The organism is Methylobacterium sp. 37f (genome assembly GCF_023093475.1).
Classification (GTDB): Bacteria; Pseudomonadota; Alphaproteobacteria; order Rhizobiales; family Beijerinckiaceae; genus Methylobacterium.
The window spans coordinates 1-17375 of sequence record NZ_JAGHKN010000006.1 but is presented as its reverse complement, the minus strand read 5'-3'; the positions used below and the strand labels follow the sequence as shown (position 1 = coordinate 17375).

The window sequence follows — 17375 nt, the reverse complement described above, 5'->3', positions numbered from 1 at the left end:
GGTATACGAGGGCGATCCAGGCCCTGGTATACGATGAAGGTCGTGTCACGGTCGCGCGGTTACGGACCCGCGGCGCGTCAGGCGGCGCGGATCGCGGCCGCGACCTCGCCCGGATACTCCTCGTGCGGGCTGAGCGCGCCCGGCACCGAGGCCCGGGCGACCCGGCCGGTGGCGATGAGCGCGTCCATCTCGGCGCCGGAGCGGCGCGGCGCCCGCTCCGGCCGCAGCACCAGGATCGGCGGCAGGCCGGGGGCCTCGAACAGGTCGAGAAAGTCCCGTCGGGACTCGAACGGGTCGAGCCCGCCGGTGACGAAGGCGGCGGTTCCGAAGCGGCCGCCGTTCTGGCGGGTGATGACATGCTTGTCGGCGATGATGCCCGGGGTGACGTGGGCCGGGTCGGCATAGACATGGGCCCGCATCATCCGGCCGATCACGGGCCGGCTGATGTTGATGCGGTAGAGGGCGTCGCCCAGCAGCGGCAGCTCCACCGCCCGGCGCAGGCCGGCGAACAGGCCCTTGCGCTCCGGTCCCAGGGCGGTGGGCAGCGGCCCGCGCCAGGTCGGGGCGACGAGGACGAGGCGTTCGAAGCGGTGCGGATGGCGCCGGGCGGCGGCCACGAGGTAGCCGGCCGCATGACCGGCGCCGATGCCGAGGGCGTAGGGACCGGGCGCGGCCTCCAGCAGGGCGTCGAGGAAGGCATGCATCGTCGCGGGGTTCATCGGCACCCGGGCGCGGACATGGTCGCCGAAGCCCGGCCAGTCCGGCACGAGGCAGCGGTGGCTGTGCCCGAGGTCCTTGGCCAGCGCCCGCATCTCGACCCGGGCCGAGATCGACGACAGGGCCGGCAGCAACAGGGCGTCGGGACCGTTGCCGACCACGTCGTAGGGCGTCGGCACGCGGCGCCCGGCGAAGTTCAGCGCGAAGCTGCGGGCGGAATGGGCCGGGTCGATCATCGTACGCCTCTTCCTCGCATGCGGGACGATATCACCGGCCCCAGATGGGGCCTCGCCGACCGCGCCGGCACGCGACCGGGTGACGCCCCGGACCGCGCGCCGCGCCGGATCAGGTGCGCAGCAGCTCGTTGATGGCGGTCTTCGAGCGGGTGCCGGCGTCGACGCGCTTGACGATGACGGCGCAGTACAGGCCGGGGCCGGGGCTGCCGTCCGGCAGGTCCTTGCCGGGCGTGGTGCCGGAGACCACCACCGAATAGGGCGGCACCCGGCCGTACATGACCTCGCCGGTGGTGCGGTCGATGATCTTGGTCGAGGCGCCGATATAGACGCCCATGGAGAGGACACTGCCCTCGCCGACGATCACGCCCTCGGCCACCTCGGCGCGGGCGCCGATGAAGCAATTGTCCTCGATGATGACCGGATTGGCCTGGAGCGGCTCGAGCACGCCCGCGATGCCGGCGCCGCCGGAGATGTGGCAGTTCTTGCCGACCTGCGCGCAGGACCCGATGGTGACCCAGGTGTCGACCATGGTGCCCTCGCCCACATGGGCGCCGAGGTTGATGAAGCTCGGCATCAGCACCGCGCCGGGGGCGATGTAGGAGCCGCGACGCACGACGCAGCCGGGCACGGCCCGGAAGCCGGCCTCGCGAAAGTGCTTCTTCTTCCAGCCCTCGAACTTCGAGGGCACCTTGTCCCACCAGGTGGCGCCGTCGGGGCCGCCGTGGATGATCTCCATGTCGTTGAGGCGGAAGGACAGCAGCACCGCCTTCTTGAGCCACTGGTTGACCTGCCAGTCGTCGCCGACCTTCTCGGCGACCCGAGCCTTGCCGGCATCGAGCAGGTTCAGGGCCTCCTCGACGGCCTCGCGCACGGCGCCCTTGGTGCCGGTGTCGATGGTGGCGCGCTCCTCCCAGGCGGTCTCGATGGTGGCGGCGAGGTCGGTGGGGGACGCGGCGTGCGACATGGGGCGGTCTTCCGGGAAGCGGCGTTCGGGACGGGTCCCGTGCTTACAAAAGCCCGTCCGGCCTGTCACCTTCCTGTCGCCGTCCAAGAGCGGCGTGTCGCCGTCCAAGAACGGCGTGTCGCCGGCGAAATCCGGCGTGGCCTCGGCCCGTCGTCATCCCGCCGTCATCCCGCCGTCATGGGCTTGGAGCTGGCATGGCCGCAGGCGTCGTAGCGGCGCTCGATGAAGAAGTAGTCCTGCATGGTGGTGTTGAAGTACCGGGCCGAGACCGAGACCTCGCGCTTGACCGGCCGCCCCTCGATCAGGGCGCTGGGCACCCGCTCGATGGTGCAGCACGCGGTCTTGTCCTCCAGATAGGCGAGCTTGCTGGCATAGGACCGGCCGCCGTGATCGCCGTTCTTGACGATGTCGCGGATCATGATGTCGACGTAGGCGTCGTCCGACAGGGTGGCGTTGGTTTCGTAGCAGACCAGCAGGCGGGTGGACTGCTCGTAGATCAGGTAGCCCGCGCCGAGCACCGCCGTGGTGAAGAAGGCGATGCCCGCCGCCCGCGTTCCCCGCCCCGTCGGTCGTTCATCCTGGCGCTCCGCCATCGCCTGTTCCCTTCGCCCGGCGCGGACCCGGGCTCCGACCGAGCACCGGGTCTGGGCGCGCCGCCCAGGGCCGAGGCCGGGGACTCACGCGCCGAATCTACGCCGCGCGAGCCTGGACCGGATTCGATGACAAATGGTTTCCGACCCGCGAAATGTCGGCCAGCCTTCCAGGGCGCAGGAGCTTCTTGGGGTCTCAGGAGCTTCTTGGGGTCTCAGGAGCTTCTTGGGGTCTCAGGCGCTTCTTCGGCGATTGCGGCGTGAGAGCGATGCGGGTTTCGCACGCCGGGTTGTTCGAGCGGGTCGGCCCGACGGTCGCCGCCCGGCCGGATGGCCTACGCCCGCGCGCGAGAAACCCGGCGCGGTCCGAACCACGGCATCGGACGATCCGCAGCGGCGTTCCGGTCCGGCAACCGCGATCGCGGTTGCCGGCAGAGGCAGGTCCGGGGCGTGCGGATCGGGGGCCTCTGTCAGACCGGCGATCCGGCACCGCCCGCCTTCTCAGTCTCCGAAAGCGCGCTCGATGCGGGCGGCGCGATCAGCGCGATGCGCCAGCCGGGCATCGCGGTCGGATTGGACCTGGCGGACATCGGCCGCATGCGCGTATGCCCGGGCGGCGCCAAAATCACCGTTGATCGCAGCAACGTTGGCTGCATGCTGGTCTCTGCGCGCCTGAATCGCCCGGACATTGGAGGAATGAGAGGCATCGCGCGCAAAGAGAGAAGACTGAAGGCTCTCTTGCGCCTGCGCGGGCACCACAAGCCAGAGCGAACCACTGGCGACAAGACCCATTACGGCTGTTTTTACGACGTTCATGACAGCGAATCCTCAACTTGATTGATGATCACCAATGAAACAACAGACTTTTAAGACATGCGACACAGGCCATCAAGCCTTTTGTCGGTCCTGGATTTGATAAAGATCCTCCTTTGACCGGAGATATAGCCTGACGACCGCTTTCGGTTCCGGGCGCAGCGAATTTTTGGTGTCTGCCGGTGTGCCGGAGCACGCGTGCCTCGGCGGCCCTGCACCCGGATCGGACGATGGGTCCGCCTTGCGGGAGAAACGCAGCGGGCTTCCGCGAACGGGGCTTCCGCGAACGGGGCATTCGCGAGCCTACGCCCGGCCGCGAACCCCTCGGCCGGATGCATGACCGGGAGAGATGGAGAGAGAGGGGGTCAGGGCGTGATGGGGTCGAACCGGTCGCCGAGCCCGACCAGATCGGTCGTGAAGGCCGCGAGATCCTGGCTCAGATCGGCGTGGATGGCCCGGGCCGCGTCGGGAAATTCCTCCAGCACGCGGCGCATCAGCGTGGGGGTGATGCGGATCACTTCGGCGTCACGCGTCGCGTCGGCGTCGCAGGGGCGCTCGCCGCGCTGGAACAGGGCGAGACGCCCGATCAGGCTCGACCGCCCCATGGTGACCGGCTCGGCGCGGGCGCCCCGGGGGGTGAGTGTCAGCGTGCCCGACATCACCACGAAGCCGCCATCGGCGCGCTCGCCCTGGGCGAACAGGCGCTCGCCCGCGCCGAGGCTGCGGCGCTCGGCGGCGAAGGAGAGCAGGCGCAGCGCGTCCCGGGCCAGGAATCCGAACAGGGGTGCGGCACTCAGGATCGCGATGTCGTCGTCGAGCCCCACCGGATGTCCCTGCTGTTCTGCGTGGCCGCGCCACGGGATTGCGGGTGGAGCTTAACCGAGACGCCGGCCCGACGATATGGCGCCCGCGCCGCGCCGCCGCCCGGTGTTTCACGGGAAACATCGGACGCCGGCAGCTCCTGCGCGCCGAACCGGAGCAGGCGGTCGCCGCGTCGCCGGGGAACGCCACCGTGCCCCGCCGCTCCCCGCCAGGGCCGCGGATGCCGGTCCGGCCTTCGGTCCGCCGCCCGGGGCGGGAAGGGATTCTCACGCCGGTTCGCGATCGGGGTTAGGTGAATGCGTCGCGGGGGCGCATAGTCGATGCGTCACAGGATGCCCCATGCCCATCATCGAACTCAGAACCGTGTCGGGATTATCGGCCGCGAAGGCCGCCGTCATCGGGGCGACCCGCGCCCTGGAATCGGCCTTTCCGCTCCTCACCGAGGCGGCGATGCAGGACCGTCTCAGCAAGGCGGTGGCGGCCCTGATCCAGGTCGAGGCCGCGGCGGACCTTCAGGGAACGGCCACGGCCGCCTGAGCCGGACGGCGCCGGCCTGATGGAAAACCCGGACGCGACGCTCCCGACACGCCACGCTCCCGACACGCGGACCACGGAACCAGGAATCGGCCATGATCGAGTTTTTTGACCGGGCCGGGCAGGAGGCGGCGTTCTGCCATGACGGGCATGCGCTTTACCTGTGGAATGGGAAGCCGGCGGCCTTCCTCCACGACGACAAGGTCTACGCCTATGACGGGCGCTTCATCGGCTGGGCCGACAGGGGCTGGATCTCGGACGAGACCGGCGCCTGTCTCCTGTTCGAGCACGATGCGGTCGGAGGGCCGGACAAACCCAGGCGCCAGACGAAGACGACGCCGGGACCCCGAGGGGCCAAGCCGGCACGCGGGGAACCCGGGCCGACGCCGCCCGGGCGGTTCTCCGCCGCCACGTGGTCGGACCGTGTCTTCGCCGACCTGATCTGAGGGTCCGGCAATCCGCGCCCGCGCCTCAGTCCCAGTCTTGGCTGTCCAGCGTGCAGGCTCCCTGGGCGAGGTCCGCGATGGCGGACATCGCGGCGTCGAGGGAGGGATGCTCGCGCTTCACGCCCTTCAAAAGGCCGGACGCCTCCGGCCGGATCTGAAATCCAATCGCGCCCGGCGACGTCGTGACGGTGCCGAGACGTCGCCCCAGGCGATCCGCCAGGACCCAGGCACTTCCCGAAGAGCCCGTCGGCGTGAGGACCACGTCCATGGCAGCCTGACCTCCCGTGAGGATCGCACCTTGCGTGCGAAACCCTTCCTAGCACGGTTCCGGCCGGGGCGCGGGGCGAAGCGCAGATGCCGCCCCCCCTTGCCAGATCGCCGCGGGCGCCGTGGTGGGCCTGGCTCGGCGGCTGCCTCAGCGTGCTGCTGATCCTGGCCCAGCTCTACGCCTCGCCCGCCATCGGGCCGCGACCTTCCGGGGAATCATCGTGCCCGGGAATCATCGTGACCGTGGGCGTCGTCCCCTCGATCGGGCTCGACCAGTTCGGCTGGGTCGGCCTTCCGGTGCATCCGGCGAGCCTGTGGCGGGTGGCCGGCGCGGGCTTCATGATCCTCGGAGTCGCCCTGGTGGCGCTGTTCTGAATTCCGGGTCTGCGACGCGGGCCAGACCGCTCAGCCGTAATCGGCCTCCGGGATCACCGCGCTGAACGGCACCGTGAGCACGAGACGGGCCTCCACATCCTCGATCTCAAAGACGCAGACCGACCAGTCGCGGATAAAATCCGTCCGCGTCCGGGTGATCATGTCGTGGGCGATCGCCAGGGCGCGCGCCCGCACGGCGGCGAGATCCGGCCAGTCCTCGCCCTCGGGGTCGACGGCCAGACCCTGCGGCCCCGGGCGGTGACGCAGGTTGAAGTAGTAATGCGGCATGGTCTCAGGCCTCCTCGATGAGGCGCGCGTACTCGGCTTCCGTGATGCCGTAGCCGTCGTCGGCCAGGGCGACGAGCCCGTCCCGGTCCAGCACGCGGATGCGCCCGCGCTGGGCCTTGATGAGGCGGTTGCCCTCCAGCGTCTGCACCGCCAGCGTCGCGCCCGGACGCTGGACGCCGAGCATCAGCGCCAGGAACTCGTGGGTGATCGGAATCTCGTCGCCGTCCACGCGGTCGTGCCCCATCAGCAGCCAGCGGGCGAGGCGCACGTCGAGGGTATAGGCGGCGTTGGCGTAGGCGATCTGACGGGCCTGGGTCAGCGTGGTGTGGAGGTAGCGCAGCAGCAGCCGGCGCAGGGTCGGACTGTCCGCGACGGCCGCGCTGAACGGGGCCCGCGCGATGGCCAGCACCGTGCCGGGGCCCTGCACGAACTCGTGGTAGGACGCCGAGCCGCCGTCGAGCAGCACCTGGGGCGCGCCCACCAGCCCTTCGCGCCCGGTCATCCCGACCTCGATGCGATTGCCGGCGACGTCGGCCATGACGGAGACGTAGCCGGTCTCGGGAAAGTAGAGCTCGGTGACCGGCTCGTTCGGGTGGATCAGGCTCTGGCGCAGGCTGGTCGGCATCGGCCGGAGATGCGGCTGGAGCCGGGCGAAATCGTCTGCCGACAGGCGCTGCAGCAGACGGTTGCGGATCGTGGCGTGTTGGGGCGGCGACATCGAGGGGCTTGGCATCCATGCGGCGGGACCGGGGCAGGCGAGAGCCTGCGCGGGCTCCTGGAGCGCCTGCGCACCATTATGCGGCAGACGATGGACAGAGTATCGATAGGTTCCGTCCCGACCACAACCCGGATTGTCGCTGTGTTCACTACCCGACACAGGAGAAGTGTCGGGTACAACACGATAATATCTTCAGGAGCAACATTGCTCTGCTGGGCAGGTTAGACTTTCGTCTAATGCTTATTCATTGCCGGCCTGCTGAAGAGCCGCTGGCCTGTCGGGAGCCAGCCTCGATGCCTGCCCTTCGCCAGAGCGACGCCGCACCTGCAATCCCGAACCTGCCTATTTCGAACCTGCCTATCCCGGATCTGGACCAACGGTCGGGGCGCAACGCCCTGGTGCGCCGGCTCCAGGGCCTGGCAGCGCTGACCGCCTCCGACGTCGCGGCCCTGGAGCGGATCGGCGCCCAGCCGCGCCTGCTCGGACCACAGGTCGATCTCCGGTCCGACGATGCCGTGCCGGAGGCCGCCTTCGTGGTGCTGGAGGGTTTCGCCTGCCGCTACACGCAGCGCGCCGGCGGGCGGCGGCAGATCATGGCCTACCTGCTGCCCGGCGACCTCTGCGACGTGGATGCGCCCGATCCCGGCCCCAGGACTTCAGGCCCCATGAACCACGCGGTCGGCACCCTGGCGACCTCCCGGGTGGCGCGCATCCCGCGCCCGGCGCTGACGGACCTGATCCGGCGTCATCCCACCCTCGGGCAGGCCCTGCGCGCGGCCCGGCTGTCCGAACAGGCCATCACCCGCGAGTGGATCGTCAATCTCGGCTGCCGCTCGGCCCTGGAGCGGATGGCCCACCTGTTCTGCGAAGTGATGGCCCGCTTCGAGGCGGTGGGACTGGTGCAGGACGGCGCCTGCCCCCTGCCCCTCACCCAGTCGGATCTGGGCGACACCCTGGGCCTCTCGAACGTGCACGTGAACCGGACCCTGCAGGACTTGCGGCGGCAGGGCCTGGTGGAACTCCGGGGCCGGAGCCTGCGGCTGCTCAAGCCCCGGCAGCTCCGGGAGATCGCCGAATTCAGCCCGGGCTACCTCCTGGCTGCCACCGGGACGGACGGGCCGCGCCTCAGCGCAGACCGCCGCTGGCGGTGATCTCCTCGCCGGTCACCCAGCGGGCGTCGTCGGAGGCCAGGAAGGCGACGATGTCGGCGATGTCGTCCGGCCGGCCCGCCCGGCCGAGCGGGGTCTGGGCGACGAAGCCGGCCTCCATCTCCGAGCCGACGATGCCGGCGGTGTGGGTGCCCTCGGTCACCACGTAGCCGGGGCTGACCACGTTGACCCGGATCCGGCGCGGGGCCAGCTCGTTGGCCAGCACGTGCGAGATCGCGTTCACCGCGCCCTTGGTGCCGGTATAGACCGCCGTGGTCGGCGTGTGCACGCTGGTCACCGCCGACGAGATGGTGACGATGCTGCCGCCCTCCCCGAGATGCGCCGCCGCCGCCTGGCTCGCCAGCAGGACGCCGAGCACGTTGACGTCGAAGACGCGGCGGTACTGGGCCTCGGTCACCTCGCCGATCGGGGCGAATTCGTAGATCCCCGAATTGTTGACCAGCACGTCGAGCCGTCCGAATTCCCGGATCGCCGCCGCGATCAGGGCGTGGGCCTGCTCGGTCTTCGACACGTCGGCCTGCACCGCCACCGCCCGGCCGCCATCGGCCACGATCGCCGCCACCACCGCGTCGGCATCCGCCCGGCTCGAAGCGTAGTTGACCACCACGGCCGCGCCGTTCCGCGCCAGCGCCTTGGCGATCCCGGCCCCGATGCCCTTCGACGCGCCGGTCACCACCGCGACCTTGCCATCCAGCTTCGACATCTGTGCTAACCTTCGACCTGGGCCGGCGCCGGATTGGCGCCTGAACTCCCATAGTTCGGAATTTCGGTACTAATGGTGCGACAATCAAGCCTTCGGTCGGTTGAAAGATGAGGCCCCTGGTGCATCCGGCGATGGCGGACGTGCGGCCGGAGGCGATCCTCCACGCCCTGTCGGACCCGGTCCGCGCCGCGATCTTCGCCCGCATCCTGCGGACCGGTTGCGTCGAGGCCTGTTCGGCGGTCTCGGCCTTGGGCGACCGGGTCATCCCGAAATCGTCCCTGTCCAGCCACTTCAAGGTGCTGCGCGAGGCCGGTCTGATCCGCAGCGAACGTCACGGCGTGGAGATGCGCAACCACTCGCGCTGGGACGAGGTGCAGGCACGCTTTCCCGGCCTGCTGCCGGCGATCATCAATGCCTATGCGGCGGAGAGCGGGACGGAGGCCGGGACGGCAACCGCCGCCGGTGGCGACCCGTCCGGGCCGGAGGCCCAGGGCGCGATGTGATGGCCGGGATTGTCGGCTTCCGACTCAACCCCATCGCTTGGTTCGCCATAGACGCTTCCAAGAAACGGTCATTCGTCAGCCGTCCGGCAACTTTGGGTCGGGATGGGTTTAGGACAGTCCTCTTGCCGTTATATCCTGCAAACGAATCCGGAGGTGGGGGATGGACGTAGTTGTGAGGCGTGCCACCGCCGACGACGTTGGGGCCCTGGCGAGACTGAACCAAATCGTTCAGGCCTTACACGTTAGCGCTGAACCTGCCGCGTTCAGGGCGGATTCCAGCGATGCCGAAATGCAGAGCTTTTTTGCGAATCTCGTCATTGCCGATAAGACGTTCGTTTTAATTGCTAAGTTGGCCGGACTTCCTGTAGGATATGCTTGGTTCGAGATACAAGACCGTCCACCAACTCCATTTACGAATGCCAGGCTTCGCATCTACATACATCACGTTGTAGTCTGTGAAAACTCACGTAAACTAGGCGTGGGATCATCCTTGCTCGACGCTGCCGAAGCTGAGGCTCAGGTGCGCGGTATCAAGGACGTTGTGCTAGATACATGGGCTTTCAATGAGAGCGCACGGAATTTCTTCGAAGCTGCCGATTTCAAGCCGTTTAATATCGTCATGCGCAAGAAGCTAGGCAATTCTGCTTAGGTTGCGAGCGGGTGGGATGGCGATATCTACTTACCTAGATTATCGATCGGGAGAAGACCGGCGAAAATCCACCTGACCCATTCTTAGAGCGAATCCGCTGCGTCCGACCCCGTCCACGTCGTCGCGAGAAATTCGTATCGCGCTCGAAGGCGGATGTGTGGGGACGGGCAGTTTGGAACAGTCAGGAACCGAAATCTCGGAAGACCTACGGTCCACGCAGCGTCAAGCGGCGGCCAACGCTGCTTTCAAAGCTCGAATTTCCTGGTCGCGAACCTCCACGACCCTTCGCAGGTTGAGCAGTCCGATCACCTGCTTCGCCAGGGCGTTCAGGCACTCGGTCTGTTCCTCGTTCAGGCCACCCGGGCGCGCCACCGTGTCGATGACGCAGAGCGTGCCCAGGGTCTGGCCCTCCGGCGAGGTCAGGGGGGCGCCTGCGTAGAAGCGGATGCCCGGTTCGCCCGTGACGAGGGGATTGGCGCAGGTCCGTTCGTCCTTGGTCAGGTCGGGGATCACCAGCAATCCAGGGCGCCCCAGGGCATGGGCACAGACCGACGCGCTGAGATCGGTCTCAGAGGGTTTGAAGCCGGAGCGGGCTTTGAACCACTGCCGGTCCGCGGCCACGAGGCTCACCAGGGCCACCGGGACCGCACAGACCGAACGGGCGAGCAGCACAATCCCGTCGAAGCTGGCTTCCGCATCGGTGTCGAGGATCGCGTAGGCATCCAGCACCGCCAAGCGGTCGGGGTTGCCGATAGCGGCCACCGGGTCACGGTCGTTGCTCATCCGGTCAATCTTTCCGTCGGCTGTCGGCAGCCCCGGAGGGCGAACCGATCAGGCGGCGCAGGACGCGGCCCACCTGTTCGGCCGAGTAGGGCTTTTGCAGCAACTCGAACCCATGGTTGTTCTGCCCGGCAAGAACGTGGCTGTAACCCGAGGTCAGCACCACAGGCAGCCCGGGGAAGTCGCTGCGGATCGCTTTGGCGAGTTCGAGGCCGCCCATTCCGGGCATCACCACGTCCGAGAACACCGCGCGGAACGTCTCCGTTCCGGTCTGAAGCCGCTCCAGCGCCGCTTCGCCGCTGACCACAAGCTCCGTCTGGCAACCAAGGTCTTCCAGAAGCTGGGTCGCGGTGAGCCCGACCTCGATGTTATCCTCGACGATCAGGATGCCTTGTCCGTAGCCCAGCGGCGACAGCAGCGCATCCGGATCCACGGAGTCGATCACCCCGGCTCCGCCTTCGGCCCGAGGCAGGTAGAGGGTGAAGGTCGTGCCGTGTCCGAACCGGCTGCTCACATCCACGTCGCCGCCCGATTGCTTGGCGAATCCGAAGACCTGGGAGAGGCCGAGGCCGGTGCCCTTGCCGACCTCCTTGGTGGTGAAGAACGGCTCGAAGATCCGCTCCATCTGCTCCGGGGCGATACCGCTTCCGGTGTTGGTCACCGAGACCGATACGAACGTCCCGTTCTGCGCGGGATGGCTTCGGATGACGGGGATCTGCTCCACGGGCCGCACGGCGACCGTCAGTTCCCCCTCGCCGTCCATCGCGTCGCGGGCATTGACCGCCATGTTGACCAGCGCGGTGTCGAACTGGCTCATGTCGGCATTGATGTAGCAGGGGGCCGGGGAAAGCTCGGTGGTGATCCTGATGCGGGAGCCGGTCAGCGTGCGGATCATCTCGCCGGTCCGGCGTAGGCTCTCGCAGGCGTCGAAGACCTCCGGCGTCAGCGGCTGCCGCCGTGAGAAGGCCAGCAACTGATTGGTGAGTCTGGCGGCGCGCTCGACCGTGTCGGAGATCGCGCCGATGTAGCGGGCACGACGCTCGTCGGAGAGATCGGGCCGCTTGAGCAGATCTGTGGACGACTTGATGACGGTCAGCAGGTTGTTGAAGTCGTGAGCGACGCCGCCGGTGAGCTGGCCCACCGCTTCGAGTTTCTGCGACTGTCGGAGGGTGTCCTGCGTGGTCGTCAGTTCCGCTTCGGCTCGCAGGCGGGCCGAGATGTCTCGGGCGTAATGGAATGCGCCGATGACCTGACCGGCATCATCCCGCAGCGGCGAGTAGGACACCTCCCAGTAAGGCTTGACCCGGTCGGGGTCGCCGAACTCCTCGGTCACCGAGAAGGCCTCCCCCGTCAACGCCCGCTCCATGAGATTGCGCATGACGGGCGCCTGGTCGGGCGGGAAGAGGTCCGGGAACACGTCTCCGAGCTGAACACGGTAGGCGAAGATCCGGTGGAATTCGTCGCTGTGCGCCTGGTTGAAGGCGATGAGGCGGAACTCCGTATCGAAGGCGCAGATCGGCGCGACGCTCGCCTCGACGAGATCGCCGTAGAGGCGGAGTTTGGCGGTGCGCTCGGCTACCCTCGCCTCCAGCGTGTCGTTCAACTCGCGCAGGGCGATCTCGGCCCTACGCCGCGCCGTGATGTCGGACGCCGCGCCGTACCACTCGGTAATGTTGCCCTCGGCATCCAGCAGCGGCACCGCGCGGGAAAAGGCCCAGCCGATGGTGCCGTCGACCTGATTGACCCGATGCTCGATGGAGTAGGTCGATTGGGTTCGGATCGCCCGTGCGATCTCCGCCCGGACGGCTTCCCGGTCGGCGGCCGGGATGTACTCGTCCAGCCAGTTCCGGTTCGCGCTGGAGGTGTCGGGGATGAAGTTACCGCCCGCGAGCTGGTCGAGTTCGGTCCAATCGGCGTTGATCCGGTAGCGCACCTCGGAGGAGCTGCGGATCAATGCATCGAGGGTCTGCTCGCTTCGCTGGAGGGCGAGTTCGGTCTGCCGTCGTGCGGTGATATCGGAAAAGAGCACCGCGACCTGCCGCAGGCTGGCCGGCTCGACGCGATGCGCGGTGACGGCCAAGTCCCGCCCCGTGGCGACCAGGTGCTGCTCGAACTTGATCGGCACGCCGGTCCTCAAGACCGCGGCGTAGCGGTGCACCCACTCGTCGGCCTCGGCGCCGACGATCTCACGCAGGCGCTTGCCGACGGCATCCGGGATGCCAGAATTCGCGGTGTAGGCCGGGTTGGCCTCGATGTGGATGTAGTCGCTCAACGGTCCTTCGGGACCGTCCAGGAACTCGATGACGCAGAACCCCTGCTCGATGGAATCGAACAGCGTTCGGTAGCGCGCCTCGCCAGGATGACGGGCAAGGCCAGCCTCTGCGCTCATGGACGGGCGGTCGAGCTCGGTCATGGCTTCGAGGATGGGCCCGGCGATATCCGCTGAACGTCCTTCGTCTCCTGATGGGATCGCAGCAGGCGCACGGCCGCGCGGATCAGGTCGCTCGCGGAGGCATATTCTCCGCGCATGACCTGCTCATCGACCCACGCGGCGAGCGGCTCGGTCAGCGCGATGTGGCGGGAGTACTTGGCGGGCATAACCCTCGATAGCATCCTTCCTCGGCGGGGTGTTTCCTATTCGACACCTGCGACGCGATGGACGGCCCTTCGGACCAGCCCGGGCGTGATCTGAGCCAGTCCCTGAGAGACCAGCGTGAACCGTATCGCGTGACATCACGTCGTTGTGATCTAGGTTAAAAGAAGAAGCCATGTTCTTTGGCGAACTCGACCTAGGAAGGTTCGCCGGTGTCCGACGCAATCCGCAACTTAATGGACGTGATCCTGAGAGGAATCGTTGAGGACGAGGGATTTGCACGCGAACTGGCCGACGCTGCTTTCCAGCTTGGGTCTGACGACGACCTCGTGTCGGTTCAGGTTCTGTGCAGCCTGAGCCGGCAGCATCGCGTGCGCGCGATCAAGGGACGGGCCGAACTCGCTGCCCTCGCGGAGCGATACATCCGCGGCGAATGCCCGTGAGAGGATCGGGCTGGAGGAGCGCTCCTACGGCAGGAGCTTGTAGCCGCCGCCCTCGGTGACGAGAATCGCCGCGAGGGCCGGGTTCGGCTCGATCTTCTGGCGCAGGCGGTAGATGTGCGTCTCGAGGGTGTGGGTGGTGACCTGGGCGTTGTAGCCCCAGACCTCGGCCAGCAGCGTGTCGCGGCCCACCACCTCGCGCCCGGCCCGATACAGGAAGCGCAGGATCGCGGTCTCCTTCTCGGTGAGCTTCAGCTTGGAGCCGCGCTCGCCCACCAGCAGCTTGGCGCCGGGCCGGAAGGTGTAGGGGCCGATCTGGAAGACCGCGTCCTCGCTGGCCTCGTGGCTGCGCAGATGGGCGCGGATTCGGGCGAGCAGCACCGCGAACTTGAACGGCTTCGTGACGTAGTCGTTGGCGCCCGCTTCCAGGCCCTCGACGGTGTCGTCCTCGGAATCCTGCGCCGTCAGCATGATGACCGGGCCGCGATAGCCGCCGCGGCGCATGGCCCGCACGCCCTCGCGCCCGTCCATGTCGGGCAGCGCGACGTCCATCACCACGAGATCGATGCGGTCGTCGGTGACGCGGGCGATGGCGCTCTGGGCGTCCACCGCCGTCAGCACGGTGAACTCGTCGTAGAGATCGAGCTGTTCCATCAGCGTCTCGCGCAGCGAGGCGTCGTCGTCACAGATCAGAAGGCGATGGGTGTTCGGCATCGACCGAAGGACTTTCAGGCAGTTTCGCGGGGTTCGTCTGCGGTTGTCGGGCTGCAGACGAACGATGACGCCGAGGCTTCGGCACACAAGCACATTCCAAGGCAACGATGATGACACGGTGGCATCGTCATGCCTTATGTAAATCACACCGTGCACACTTAGCCCACAATCTCAACTGCGCACAATACGGTTGTGCGCAGTCTATCCGGCCCCTACGGCGCGGCGCGGCCGAAAGTTTCAGGGGCCGGGCCGGCGCGTTTCGCGCTCCCGATCAGGGAGGTGCCCGGCCGGCCGCTCAACCCCGGCGGAAAACCCCGGCCAAAAACCCCGGCGAAAAACTCGATTGGCAGCCGGCGGGCGGGCACGCGATAAGCGGCCGATGAAGCGCCCCCCGAAGCGAACGACCCAGCGCGTCGCCCTGCCACACCTGCGCGTGCGCGCCCTCGTCACGGACCGGAGCCGGGGCCAGCTCCTGGCGGGCGGGGCGATCGTCCCCTGCGCCCTCGGGCGGGCCGGCATCACCCAGACCAAGCGCGAGGGCGACGGCGCCTCCCCGCGCGGCCGCTTCCGCCTGCGCGGCGGTGTCTACCGGCCGGATCACTTCGCGAGCCGCCCGGCGAGCCCCCTCCCCTTGGCGCCGAGCGCGCCGGGGGACGGCTGGTGCGACGATGCGCGCGACCGGCGCTACAACCGGCCGATCGCCCTGCCGGCACCGGGGGTGGGGCACGAGCGGCTGTGGCGGGAGGACGGACTCTACGACCTCGTGGTCGACCTCGATTACAACCGGGGGCCGATCCGACGCGGGCGCGGCTCGGCGATCTTCCTGCACGTGGCGCGGCCCGGCTTCCTGCCGACCGAGGGCTGCGTCGCCCTCCGGCGCGCCGATCTGGTCCGGCTGCTGCGCCGGATCGGCCCGCGCACGCACCTGTGGATCGGTTGATCCTGGGGGATCGGTTGATCCTGGCGGATCAAGTGAACCCCGCACCTCGGGCGGCGCGGGCCTGCAGGGCGGCGAGGCTGCTGCGCACGGCGATGGCGAGGGGCGTGTGCGGCTCCTCCCCCAGAAGGGCGACGAGGCGGGCATTGTCGAGTTCGAGGCTCGTCGACCACAGATAGCGCATCTCGATCACCTCGCGCAGGAAGGTGACGAAGGGCGCCCCGGCATAGACCGGCAGCCACCGGAACGGCCGGACCGGCGGGCGCGCGCCATGCGCCCGGCCCGCCGCTTCAGCTACCGCATCGGCCACCGCATCGGCCATGCCGCACCCGTGCAGGTGATGGCCGCGGAAGTGCAGGCTCAGGCAGCGCGGCAGGTCGGCCTCCCGGTCGGCGAGGCGCGCGAAGGTCTCGGCGAGATCGGGCAGGTAGGCCCAGGCATGGCCGGCGCCCGGCACCTCGGGGGTGACCACCCGGCGCACGGGTCGGCCCTCCCGCATCAGCACGGTGGTGACCCAGGAACTCGGGGCGCGCGGGCCGAAGAAGTCGCCGGCGCGGACCACCAGCGAGGCGAGGCCGGCCTCCGCCGCCGCCGCGAGCATCGCCTCCATCTCGACCCGCACGGCCCCCTTGCGGGTGCGGGGATGGCGGGGCGCGTCCTCGCCGAGGCGGGCGCCGCCCTTCGGGGTGAACACGTCCGGACCATAGACGTAGAGGCTTCCCGGCAGCAGCAGCCGCGCGCCCGCGCCCTGCGCCGCCGTGATCGCGTGGGCCAGCATCGGCATCGCGAGGCCGCGCCAGTCGCGGTAGCCGGGCGGGTTGGCCCCGTGGAACAGCACGCGGGCGCCGGCGGCGGCGCGCACCAGGTCGGCCTCCCGCAGGGCGTCGCCCGCGACCCAGTCGAGGCCCGCCGGCCCGCTCCGTCTGGCCCTTTCGGGGTCGCGGGCGAGGCCGCGTACCCGCCAGCCGTGCCGCAGCAGCGCCTCCGCCACCGCCCCGCCGATCCCCCCTGTCGCCCCCGTGACCAGGGCCAGTCGCTCCGTCATCGCCTTCACTCCTCTGTCGAAATCCACGCGAGGATGCGGGCGGCGAGGTTCTACGCCCATTGCCGAAAGGCGGTGACCTGCCATACGAAAATGCATGGATGGTCCTGTGGAACACCGAAACGCCGATCCGGACTGGCACCTGTGGCGGGCCTTTCTCGGCGTGGTCCAGGCGGGCAGCCTGTCGGGCGCGGCCCGCGCGCTGAGCCTGACCCAGCCGACCCTGGGCCGGCAGATCGCGGCCCTGGAGCGAAGCCTGGGCCTGACCCTGTTCACCCGATCGAGCGACGGCCTGCGGCCCACCGACCGCGCCCTCGACCTCCTGCCCCAGGCCGAGGCGATGGCGGCGGCCGCAGCCGCGCTGATGCGGCGGGCCTCGGGCGCCCCCGACGCGATGCGGGGCCGCATCCGCCTGACCGCCAGCACCTTCCTGGGCGGCGCCGTGCTGCCGGCCCTGCTGGCAGGCTTCCACGACGCCCATCCGGGGGTCGACCTCGAACTGTCCTTGAGCGACCGGACCGAGGATCTGCTGCGCCGCGATGCCGATCTGGCCGTGCGCAACGTCGCCCCGACGCAGAGCGCCCTCGTGGCCCGGCGCATCGGCACGGCGCCGATCCGGTTCTACGCCCACCGCGCCTACGTCGCCCGGCGCGGCGTTCCGGCCTCGGCGGCGGATCTCGGCCGGCACAGCCTGATCGGGCGCGCGGCCCATGCCGAGCGGGTCCGCCCGAGCCTCGGCCACGACCTGACCTTCGCGTTCTCCTGCGCCGACGATCTCGGCCTGCTGGCGGCGCTGCGCGCCGGCTTCGGCATCGGCTACTGCCAGGACGGCATCGGGCGGCGCGACCCGGATCTGGTGCCGGTCCTGCCCGAGATCGTCTTGGCCGAGGTCGGAATCTGGCTCGTCATGCACGAGGACCTGCGCACGACGCGCCGCATCCGCGCCCTGTTCGATCATCTGGCCGGGGGGCTGAAGGCGTATCTGGACGGCCCGGAGCGGGATGTTTCGAGACGGTCGCCGAGGTCCTGATCGAGGCGCCCCCCCCCCCCCGCGTGTTCGCCACACCCTTGCCGG

General features: G+C 69.0%; 23 protein-coding genes. 10 read left to right on the top strand and 13 right to left on the bottom strand.

The window, feature by feature from the left end; all coding sequences use genetic code 11:
• Nucleotides 1–77: 77 nt before the first annotated feature.
• The 3 genes from J7U37_RS05820 to J7U37_RS05810 all read right to left on the bottom strand — a co-directional run bounded on the left by J7U37_RS05820 (nucleotide 78) and on the right by J7U37_RS05810 (nucleotide 2510).
• A complete protein-coding gene (locus J7U37_RS05820; RefSeq protein WP_247635099.1) occupies nucleotides 78–953 on the bottom strand; it encodes an alpha/beta hydrolase in 876 nt (291 codons plus the stop codon).
• Nucleotides 954–1062: 109 nt separating this feature from the next.
• Nucleotides 1063–1917: a 2,3,4,5-tetrahydropyridine-2,6-dicarboxylate N-succinyltransferase gene (gene dapD / locus J7U37_RS05815; protein WP_056182614.1), complete on the bottom strand. Its 855-nt coding sequence runs from the start codon at nucleotides 1915–1917 to the stop codon at nucleotides 1063–1065.
• 164 nt (nucleotides 1918–2081) lie between these two features.
• The gene (locus J7U37_RS05810; protein ID WP_247635098.1) at nucleotides 2082–2510 is read right to left on the bottom strand and encodes a hypothetical protein; all 429 of its coding nucleotides are present in this window, start codon (nucleotides 2508–2510) and stop codon (nucleotides 2082–2084) included.
• A gap of 327 nt (nucleotides 2511–2837) precedes the next feature.
• Between J7U37_RS05810 and J7U37_RS05805 the strand changes: the two genes are divergently transcribed.
• Nucleotides 2838–3344 carry a hypothetical protein gene (locus tag J7U37_RS05805; protein WP_247635097.1) on the top strand — a complete coding sequence of 169 codons (507 nt, stop codon included), beginning with the start codon at nucleotides 2838–2840 and terminating at the stop codon, nucleotides 3342–3344.
• Nucleotides 3345–3685: 341 nt separating this feature from the next.
• On the opposite strand, the gene J7U37_RS05800 is transcribed toward J7U37_RS05805, so the two are convergent.
• The gene (locus tag J7U37_RS05800) at nucleotides 3686–4144 is read right to left on the bottom strand and encodes a Crp/Fnr family transcriptional regulator (protein WP_247635096.1); all 459 of its coding nucleotides are present in this window, start codon (nucleotides 4142–4144) and stop codon (nucleotides 3686–3688) included.
• A 337-nt stretch (nucleotides 4145–4481) separates the two neighbouring features.
• On the opposite strand from J7U37_RS05800, the gene J7U37_RS05795 reads away from it, so the two are divergent.
• Nucleotides 4482–4679, top strand: coding sequence for a hypothetical protein (locus J7U37_RS05795; RefSeq protein ID WP_056182628.1), 198 nt, complete (start codon nucleotides 4482–4484; stop codon nucleotides 4677–4679).
• Between the two features lie 92 nt (nucleotides 4680–4771).
• Complete coding sequence (locus tag J7U37_RS05790; protein ID WP_056182631.1) at nucleotides 4772–5122, top strand: 4-fold beta flower protein; 351 nt, start codon at nucleotides 4772–4774, stop codon at nucleotides 5120–5122.
• Nucleotides 5123–5147: 25 nt separating this feature from the next.
• Here J7U37_RS05790 and J7U37_RS05785 read toward each other — a convergent pair whose 3' ends face one another.
• Nucleotides 5148–5390, bottom strand: a complete 243-nt coding sequence (locus tag J7U37_RS05785) for a hypothetical protein (protein WP_056182634.1) — start codon at nucleotides 5388–5390, stop codon at nucleotides 5148–5150.
• Nucleotides 5391–5476: 86 nt separating this feature from the next.
• Between J7U37_RS05785 and J7U37_RS05780 the strand changes: the two genes are divergently transcribed.
• Nucleotides 5477–5764, top strand: a complete 288-nt coding sequence (locus J7U37_RS05780) for a DMT family transporter (RefSeq protein WP_082507803.1) — start codon at nucleotides 5477–5479, stop codon at nucleotides 5762–5764.
• A 30-nt stretch (nucleotides 5765–5794) separates the two neighbouring features.
• Here the strand turns inward: J7U37_RS05780 and J7U37_RS05775 are convergent, their stop codons facing one another.
• On the bottom strand, nucleotides 5795–6052 hold the full coding sequence (locus J7U37_RS05775; RefSeq protein ID WP_056182636.1) for a hypothetical protein: 258 nt from the start codon (nucleotides 6050–6052) through the stop codon (nucleotides 5795–5797).
• 4 nt (nucleotides 6053–6056) lie between these two features.
• A complete protein-coding gene (locus J7U37_RS05770) occupies nucleotides 6057–6770 on the bottom strand; it encodes a Crp/Fnr family transcriptional regulator (RefSeq protein ID WP_247635095.1) in 714 nt (237 codons plus the stop codon).
• A 293-nt stretch (nucleotides 6771–7063) separates the two neighbouring features.
• On the opposite strand from J7U37_RS05770, the gene J7U37_RS05765 reads away from it, so the two are divergent.
• Nucleotides 7064–7921 carry a Crp/Fnr family transcriptional regulator gene (locus J7U37_RS05765; RefSeq protein ID WP_247635094.1) on the top strand — a complete coding sequence of 286 codons (858 nt, stop codon included), beginning with the start codon at nucleotides 7064–7066 and terminating at the stop codon, nucleotides 7919–7921.
• Here J7U37_RS05765 and J7U37_RS05760 read toward each other — a convergent pair.
• A complete protein-coding gene (locus tag J7U37_RS05760) occupies nucleotides 7896–8642 on the bottom strand; it encodes a glucose 1-dehydrogenase (RefSeq protein WP_056182642.1) in 747 nt (248 codons plus the stop codon). The two genes, J7U37_RS05765 and J7U37_RS05760, sit on opposite strands and share 26 nt — an antisense overlap.
• Nucleotides 8643–8749: 107 nt before the next feature.
• Between J7U37_RS05760 and J7U37_RS05755 the strand changes: the two genes are divergently transcribed.
• Both J7U37_RS05755 and J7U37_RS05750 read left to right on the top strand, forming a co-directional pair.
• Complete coding sequence (locus J7U37_RS05755; RefSeq protein WP_056182645.1) at nucleotides 8750–9145, top strand: helix-turn-helix domain-containing protein; 396 nt, start codon at nucleotides 8750–8752, stop codon at nucleotides 9143–9145.
• A gap of 160 nt (nucleotides 9146–9305) precedes the next feature.
• Nucleotides 9306–9794, top strand: a complete 489-nt coding sequence (locus J7U37_RS05750; protein ID WP_247635093.1) for an N-acetyltransferase — start codon at nucleotides 9306–9308, stop codon at nucleotides 9792–9794.
• A 222-nt stretch (nucleotides 9795–10016) separates the two neighbouring features.
• Here the strand turns inward: J7U37_RS05750 and J7U37_RS05745 are convergent, their stop codons facing one another.
• Genes J7U37_RS05745 through J7U37_RS05735 form a run of 3 tightly spaced genes read right to left on the bottom strand, consistent with a single transcriptional unit; the run spans nucleotide 10017 to nucleotide 13172 of the window.
• Nucleotides 10017–10577 (bottom strand): GAF domain-containing protein, encoded by a 561-nt coding sequence (locus J7U37_RS05745; protein ID WP_056187371.1) that lies wholly within the window; start codon nucleotides 10575–10577, stop codon nucleotides 10017–10019.
• A gap of 4 nt (nucleotides 10578–10581) precedes the next feature.
• On the bottom strand, nucleotides 10582–12963 hold the full coding sequence (locus tag J7U37_RS05740) for a PAS domain-containing protein (RefSeq protein WP_247635092.1): 2382 nt from the start codon (nucleotides 12961–12963) through the stop codon (nucleotides 10582–10584).
• A 20-nt stretch (nucleotides 12964–12983) separates the two neighbouring features.
• The gene (locus J7U37_RS05735; protein ID WP_247635091.1) at nucleotides 12984–13172 is read right to left on the bottom strand and encodes a type II toxin-antitoxin system ParD family antitoxin; all 189 of its coding nucleotides are present in this window, start codon (nucleotides 13170–13172) and stop codon (nucleotides 12984–12986) included.
• A 207-nt stretch (nucleotides 13173–13379) separates the two neighbouring features.
• Between J7U37_RS05735 and J7U37_RS05730 the strand changes: the two genes are divergently transcribed.
• Entirely contained in the window at nucleotides 13380–13610 is a 231-nt protein-coding gene (locus J7U37_RS05730) for a hypothetical protein (protein WP_056187380.1), read from the top strand.
• Nucleotides 13611–13634: 24 nt separating this feature from the next.
• Here J7U37_RS05730 and J7U37_RS05725 read toward each other — a convergent pair whose 3' ends face one another.
• Nucleotides 13635–14321 (bottom strand): response regulator transcription factor, encoded by a 687-nt coding sequence (locus tag J7U37_RS05725; protein ID WP_056187383.1) that lies wholly within the window; start codon nucleotides 14319–14321, stop codon nucleotides 13635–13637.
• 379 nt (nucleotides 14322–14700) lie between these two features.
• Between J7U37_RS05725 and J7U37_RS05720 the strand changes: the two genes are divergently transcribed.
• On the top strand, nucleotides 14701–15261 hold the full coding sequence (locus J7U37_RS05720; RefSeq protein WP_056187385.1) for a L,D-transpeptidase family protein: 561 nt from the start codon (nucleotides 14701–14703) through the stop codon (nucleotides 15259–15261).
• A 28-nt stretch (nucleotides 15262–15289) separates the two neighbouring features.
• On the opposite strand, the gene J7U37_RS05715 is transcribed toward J7U37_RS05720, so the two are convergent.
• The gene (locus J7U37_RS05715) at nucleotides 15290–16303 is read right to left on the bottom strand and encodes an NAD-dependent epimerase/dehydratase family protein (protein ID WP_247635090.1); all 1014 of its coding nucleotides are present in this window, start codon (nucleotides 16301–16303) and stop codon (nucleotides 15290–15292) included.
• A 106-nt stretch (nucleotides 16304–16409) separates the two neighbouring features.
• Here J7U37_RS05715 and J7U37_RS05710 point away from each other — a divergent pair, with 106 nt between their 5' ends.
• Nucleotides 16410–17330, top strand: a complete 921-nt coding sequence (locus J7U37_RS05710) for a LysR family transcriptional regulator (RefSeq protein ID WP_247635089.1) — start codon at nucleotides 16410–16412, stop codon at nucleotides 17328–17330.
• Nucleotides 17331–17375 lie beyond the last annotated feature (45 nt).

Coding starts and splice junctions, on each gene's coding strand:
- J7U37_RS05820 (WP_247635099.1), bottom strand. CDS start 953: ATGATCGACCCGGCCCATTCCGCCCGCAGCTTCGCGCTGAACTTCGCC.
- dapD (WP_056182614.1), bottom strand. CDS start 1,917: ATGTCGCACGCCGCGTCCCCCACCGACCTCGCCGCCACCATCGAGACC.
- J7U37_RS05810 (WP_247635098.1), bottom strand. CDS start 2,510: ATGGCGGAGCGCCAGGATGAACGACCGACGGGGCGGGGAACGCGGGCG.
- J7U37_RS05805 (WP_247635097.1), top strand. CDS start 2,838: ATGGCCTACGCCCGCGCGCGAGAAACCCGGCGCGGTCCGAACCACGGC.
- J7U37_RS05795 (WP_056182628.1), top strand. CDS start 4,482: ATGCCCATCATCGAACTCAGAACCGTGTCGGGATTATCGGCCGCGAAG.
- J7U37_RS05790 (WP_056182631.1), top strand. CDS start 4,772: ATGATCGAGTTTTTTGACCGGGCCGGGCAGGAGGCGGCGTTCTGCCAT.
- J7U37_RS05785 (WP_056182634.1), bottom strand. CDS start 5,390: ATGGACGTGGTCCTCACGCCGACGGGCTCTTCGGGAAGTGCCTGGGTC.
- J7U37_RS05780 (WP_082507803.1), top strand. CDS start 5,477: ATGCCGCCCCCCCTTGCCAGATCGCCGCGGGCGCCGTGGTGGGCCTGG.
- J7U37_RS05775 (WP_056182636.1), bottom strand. CDS start 6,052: ATGCCGCATTACTACTTCAACCTGCGTCACCGCCCGGGGCCGCAGGGT.
- J7U37_RS05770 (WP_247635095.1), bottom strand. CDS start 6,770: ATGTCGCCGCCCCAACACGCCACGATCCGCAACCGTCTGCTGCAGCGC.
- J7U37_RS05765 (WP_247635094.1), top strand. CDS start 7,064: ATGCCTGCCCTTCGCCAGAGCGACGCCGCACCTGCAATCCCGAACCTG.
- J7U37_RS05760 (WP_056182642.1), bottom strand. CDS start 8,642: ATGTCGAAGCTGGATGGCAAGGTCGCGGTGGTGACCGGCGCGTCGAAG.
- J7U37_RS05755 (WP_056182645.1), top strand. CDS start 8,750: ATGAGGCCCCTGGTGCATCCGGCGATGGCGGACGTGCGGCCGGAGGCG.
- J7U37_RS05750 (WP_247635093.1), top strand. CDS start 9,306: ATGGACGTAGTTGTGAGGCGTGCCACCGCCGACGACGTTGGGGCCCTG.
- J7U37_RS05745 (WP_056187371.1), bottom strand. CDS start 10,577: ATGAGCAACGACCGTGACCCGGTGGCCGCTATCGGCAACCCCGACCGC.
- J7U37_RS05740 (WP_247635092.1), bottom strand. CDS start 12,963: ATGAGCGCAGAGGCTGGCCTTGCCCGTCATCCTGGCGAGGCGCGCTAC.
- J7U37_RS05735 (WP_247635091.1), bottom strand. CDS start 13,172: ATGCCCGCCAAGTACTCCCGCCACATCGCGCTGACCGAGCCGCTCGCC.
- J7U37_RS05725 (WP_056187383.1), bottom strand. CDS start 14,321: ATGCCGAACACCCATCGCCTTCTGATCTGTGACGACGACGCCTCGCTG.
- J7U37_RS05720 (WP_056187385.1), top strand. CDS start 14,701: ATGAAGCGCCCCCCGAAGCGAACGACCCAGCGCGTCGCCCTGCCACAC.
- J7U37_RS05715 (WP_247635090.1), bottom strand. CDS start 16,303: ATGACGGAGCGACTGGCCCTGGTCACGGGGGCGACAGGGGGGATCGGC.